1 tRNA gene and 3 rRNA genes are annotated in these 4,964 nt (G+C 49.8%); all 4 read left to right on the top strand.

Annotation, left to right across the window (positions count from 1 at the left end):
* The first annotated feature begins 71 nt into the window (after positions 1-71).
* The 4 genes from I2E70_RS10345 to rrf all read left to right on the top strand — a co-directional run bounded on the left by I2E70_RS10345 (position 72) and on the right by rrf (position 4,964).
* Positions 72-1,620 (top strand): 16S ribosomal RNA (locus tag I2E70_RS10345).
* A 53-nt stretch (positions 1,621-1,673) separates the two neighbouring features.
* Positions 1,674-1,746, top strand: a tRNA-Ala gene (locus I2E70_RS10340).
* A gap of 123 nt (positions 1,747-1,869) precedes the next feature.
* Positions 1,870-4,769 (top strand): 23S ribosomal RNA (locus tag I2E70_RS10335).
* A 79-nt stretch (positions 4,770-4,848) separates the two neighbouring features.
* Positions 4,849-4,964 (top strand): 5S ribosomal RNA (gene rrf / locus I2E70_RS10330).
* The 16S, 23S and 5S rRNA genes sit together here with 1 tRNA gene alongside, the layout of an rRNA operon.

Genomic DNA, 4,964 nt, shown 5'->3' with positions numbered 1-4,964 from the left:
GTTATAGTAACTGAACAATAAAAAAACAATAAATCTGTCAGTGACAGAATGAGTTTAAGACAAACAATTATTTTAATGAGAGTTTGATCCTGGCTCAGGATGAACGCTGGCGGCGTGCCTAATACATGCAAGTAGAACGCTGAAGCTTGGTGCTTGCACCGAGCGGATGAGTTGCGAACGGGTGAGTAACGCGTAGGTAACCTGCCTCTTAGCGGGGGATAACTATTGGAAACGATAGCTAATACCGCATAAAAGTCGATATCGCATGATATTGATTTGAAAGGTGCAATTGCATCACTAAGAGATGGACCTGCGTTGTATTAGCTAGTTGGTGAGGTAACGGCTCACCAAGGCGACGATACATAGCCGACCTGAGAGGGTGATCGGCCACACTGGGACTGAGACACGGCCCAGACTCCTACGGGAGGCAGCAGTAGGGAATCTTCGGCAATGGACGGAAGTCTGACCGAGCAACGCCGCGTGAGTGAAGAAGGTTTTCGGATCGTAAAGCTCTGTTGTAAGAGAAGAACGAGTGTGAGAGTGGAAAGTTCACACTGTGACGGTAACTTACCAGAAAGGGACGGCTAACTACGTGCCAGCAGCCGCGGTAATACGTAGGTCCCGAGCGTTATCCGGATTTATTGGGCGTAAAGCGAGCGCAGGCGGTTAGATAAGTCTGAAGTTAAAGGCTGTGGCTTAACCATAGTACGCTTTGGAAACTGTTTAACTTGAGTGCAGAAGGGGAGAGTGGAATTCCATGTGTAGCGGTGAAATGCGTAGATATATGGAGGAACACCGGTGGCGAAAGCGGCTCTCTGGTCTGTAACTGACGCTGAGGCTCGAAAGCGTGGGGAGCAAACAGGATTAGATACCCTGGTAGTCCACGCCGTAAACGATGAGTGCTAGGTGTTGGGTCCTTTCCGGGACTCAGTGCCGCAGCTAACGCATTAAGCACTCCGCCTGGGGAGTACGACCGCAAGGTTGAAACTCAAAGGAATTGACGGGGGCCCGCACAAGCGGTGGAGCATGTGGTTTAATTCGAAGCAACGCGAAGAACCTTACCAGGTCTTGACATCCCTCTGACCGCTCTAGAGATAGAGCTTTCCTTCGGGACAGAGGTGACAGGTGGTGCATGGTTGTCGTCAGCTCGTGTCGTGAGATGTTGGGTTAAGTCCCGCAACGAGCGCAACCCCTATTGTTAGTTGCCATCATTCAGTTGGGCACTCTAGCGAGACTGCCGGTAATAAACCGGAGGAAGGTGGGGATGACGTCAAATCATCATGCCCCTTATGACCTGGGCTACACACGTGCTACAATGGCTGGTACAACGAGTCGCAAGTCGGTGACGACAAGCTAATCTCTTAAAGCCAGTCTCAGTTCGGATTGTAGGCTGCAACTCGCCTACATGAAGTCGGAATCGCTAGTAATCGCGGATCAGCACGCCGCGGTGAATACGTTCCCGGGCCTTGTACACACCGCCCGTCACACCACGAGAGTTTGTAACACCCGAAGTCGGTGAGGTAACCTTTTAGGAGCCAGCCGCCTAAGGTGGGATAGATGATTGGGGTGAAGTCGTAACAAGGTAGCCGTATCGGAAGGTGCGGCTGGATCACCTCCTTTCTAAGGAAATGGAAACCTGTACGTTGGTCTTGTTTAGTTTTGAGAGGTCTTGTGGGGCCTTAGCTCAGCTGGGAGAGCGCCTGCTTTGCACGCAGGAGGTCAGCGGTTCGATCCCGCTAGGCTCCATTAACACTTTAGTAGTGTTAAGTTTGAACATTGAAAATTGAATATCTATATCAAATAGTAACAAGAAAATAAACCGAAACGCTGTAAATATTTAAAGAGTTTAGGTCGTAAGACCAAAAATAAGGTTAAGTTAATAAGGGCGCACGGTGGATGCCTTGGCACTAGAAGCCGAAGAAGGACGTGACAAACGACGAAATGCTTTGGGGAGCTGTAAGTAAGCGACGATCCAGAGATGTCCGAATGGGGGAACCCACTAGCTAATGGCTAGTACTCCTATCTGTTAAGGATAGGTAGAGGAAGACGCAGTGAACTGAAACATCTAAGTAGCTGTAGGAAGAGAAAGCAAAAGCGATTGCCTGAGTAGCGGCGAGCGAAACGGCAGGAGGGCAAACCGAAGAGTTTACTCTTCGGGGTTGTAGGACTGCAATGTGGACTTAAAGATTATAGAAGAATGACATGGGAAGGTCAGCCAAAGAGAGTAAGAGCCTCGTAATCGAAATAGTCTTTATACCTAGCAGTATCCTGAGTACGGCGGGACACGAGAAATCCCGTCGGAATCTGGGAGGACCATCTCCCAACCCTAAATACTCTCTAGTGACCGATAGTGAACCAGTACCGTGAGGGAAAGGTGAAAAGCACCCCGGGAGGGGAGTGAAATAGAACCTGAAACCGTGTGCCTACAACAAGTTCGAGCCCGTTAATGGGTGAGAGCGTGCCTTTTGTAGAATGAACCGGCGAGTTACGATATGATGCGAGGTTAAGTTGAAGAGACGGAGCCGTAGGGAAACCGAGTCTGAATAGGGCGGAATAGTATTATGTCGTAGACCCGAAACCATGTGACCTACCCATGAGCAGGTTGAAGGTGAGGTAAAACTCACTGGAGGACCGAACCAGGGCACGTTGAAAAGTGCTTGGATGACTTGTGGGTAGCGGAGAAATTCCAAACGAACTTGGAGATAGCTGGTTCTCTCCGAAATAGCTTTAGGGCTAGCGTCGACATTGAGATTCTTGGAGGTAGAGCACTGTTTGGGTGAGGGGTCCATCCCGGATTACCAATCTCAGATAAACTCCGAATGCCAATGAATTATGGTCGGCAGTCAGACTGCGAGTGCTAAGATCCGTAGTCGAAAGGGAAACAGCCCAGACCACCAGCTAAGGTCCCAAAATAATTGTTAAGTGGAAAAGGATGTGGGGTTGCACAGACAACTAGGATGTTAGCTTAGAAGCAGCTATTCATTCAAAGAGTGCGTAATAGCTCACTAGTCGAGTGACCCTGCGCCGAAAATGTACCGGGGCTAAAACAATTTACCGAAGCTGTGGATACCTTTATAGGTATGGTAGGAGAGCGTTCTATGTGTGGAGAAGGTGTACCGTGAGGAGCGCTGGAACGCATAGAAGTGAGAATGCCGGTATGAGTAGCGAAAGACAGGTGAGAATCCTGTCCACCGTAAGACTAAGGTTTCCAGGGGAAGGCTCGTCCGCCCTGGGTTAGTCGGGACCTAAGGAGAGACCGAAAGGTGTATCCGATGGACAACAGGTTGATATTCCTGTACTAGAGTATGTAGTGAAGGAGGGACGCAGTAGGCTAACTAAAGCGTGCGACTGGAAGTGCACGTCTAAGCAGTGAGGTGTGAATTGAGTTAAATGCTTAATTCTATAACATTGAGCTGTGATGGGGAGCGAAGTTTAGTAGCGAAGTTAGTGACGTCACACTGCCAAGAAAAGCTTCTAGCGTTAATCATACTCTACCCGTACCGCAAACCGACACAGGTAGTCGAGGCGAGTAGCCTCAGGTGAGCGAGAGAACTCTCGTTAAGGAACTCGGCAAAATGACCCCGTAACTTCGGGAGAAGGGGTGCTGGCTTTCAGTCAGCCGCAGTGAATAGGCCCAAGCAACTGTTTATCAAAAACACAGCTCTCTGCTAAATCGTAAGATGATGTATAGGGGGTGACGCCTGCCCGGTGCTGGAAGGTTAAGAGGAGTGCTTAGCGTAAGCGAAGGTATGAATTGAAGCCCCAGTAAACGGCGGCCGTAACTATAACGGTCCTAAGGTAGCGAAATTCCTTGTCGGGTAAGTTCCGACCCGCACGAAAGGCGTAATGATTTGGGCACTGTCTCAACGAGAGACTCGGTGAAATTTTAGTACCTGTGAAGATGCAGGTTACCCGCGACAGGACGGAAAGACCCCATGGAGCTTTACTGCAGTTTGATATTGAGTGTCTGTGCCACATGTACAGGATAGGTAGGAGCCATAGAGATCGGGACGCCAGTTTCGATGGAGGCGTTGTTGGGATACTACCCTTGTGTTATGGCCACTCTAACCCGGTAGGTTCATCATCTACGGAGACAGTGTCTGACGGGCAGTTTGACTGGGGCGGTCGCCTCCTAAAAGGTAACGGAGGCGCCCAAAGGTTCCCTCAGAATGGTTGGAAATCATTCGCAGAGTGTAAAGGTATAAGGGAGCTTGACTGCGAGAGCTACAACTCGAGCAGGGACGAAAGTCGGGCTTAGTGATCCGGTGGTTCCGTATGGAAGGGCCATCGCTCAACGGATAAAAGCTACCCTGGGGATAACAGGCTTATCTCCCCCAAGAGTTCACATCGACGGGGAGGTTTGGCACCTCGATGTCGGCTCGTCGCATCCTGGGGCTGTAGTCGGTCCCAAGGGTTGGGCTGTTCGCCCATTAAAGCGGCACGCGAGCTGGGTTCAGAACGTCGTGAGACAGTTCGGTCCCTATCCGTCGCGGGCGTAGGAAATTTGAGAGGATCTGCTCCTAGTACGAGAGGACCAGAGTGGACTTACCGCTGGTGTACCAGTTGTCTCGCCAGAGGCATCGCTGGGTAGCTATGTAGGGAAGGGATAAACGCTGAAAGCATCTAAGTGTGAAACCCACCTCAAGATGAGATTTCCCATGATTTTATATCAGTAAGAGCCCTGAGAGAAGATCAGGTAGATAGGTTAGGAGTGGAAGTTGTGTGAGCAATGGAGCGGACTAATACTAATAGCTCGAGGACTTATCCAAAGAGTCAGAAGATATTGACAACGAAAGGTTAACTTGTTAGAATATAGATGTTCAATTTTGAATGTTTAATCATTCAGAGTTAAGTGACGATAGCCTAGGAGATACACCTGTACCCATGCCGAACACAGCAGTTAAGCCCTAGAACGCCGGAAGTAGTTGGGGGTTGCCCCCTGTGAGATAAGGTAGTCGCTTAGC

It is taken from the genome of Streptococcus parasanguinis (assembly GCF_015556095.1).
In the GTDB taxonomy this organism is placed as follows: domain Bacteria; phylum Bacillota; class Bacilli; order Lactobacillales; family Streptococcaceae; genus Streptococcus; species Streptococcus parasanguinis_Q.
This window is presented reverse-complemented; position numbering and strand designations above follow the sequence as displayed.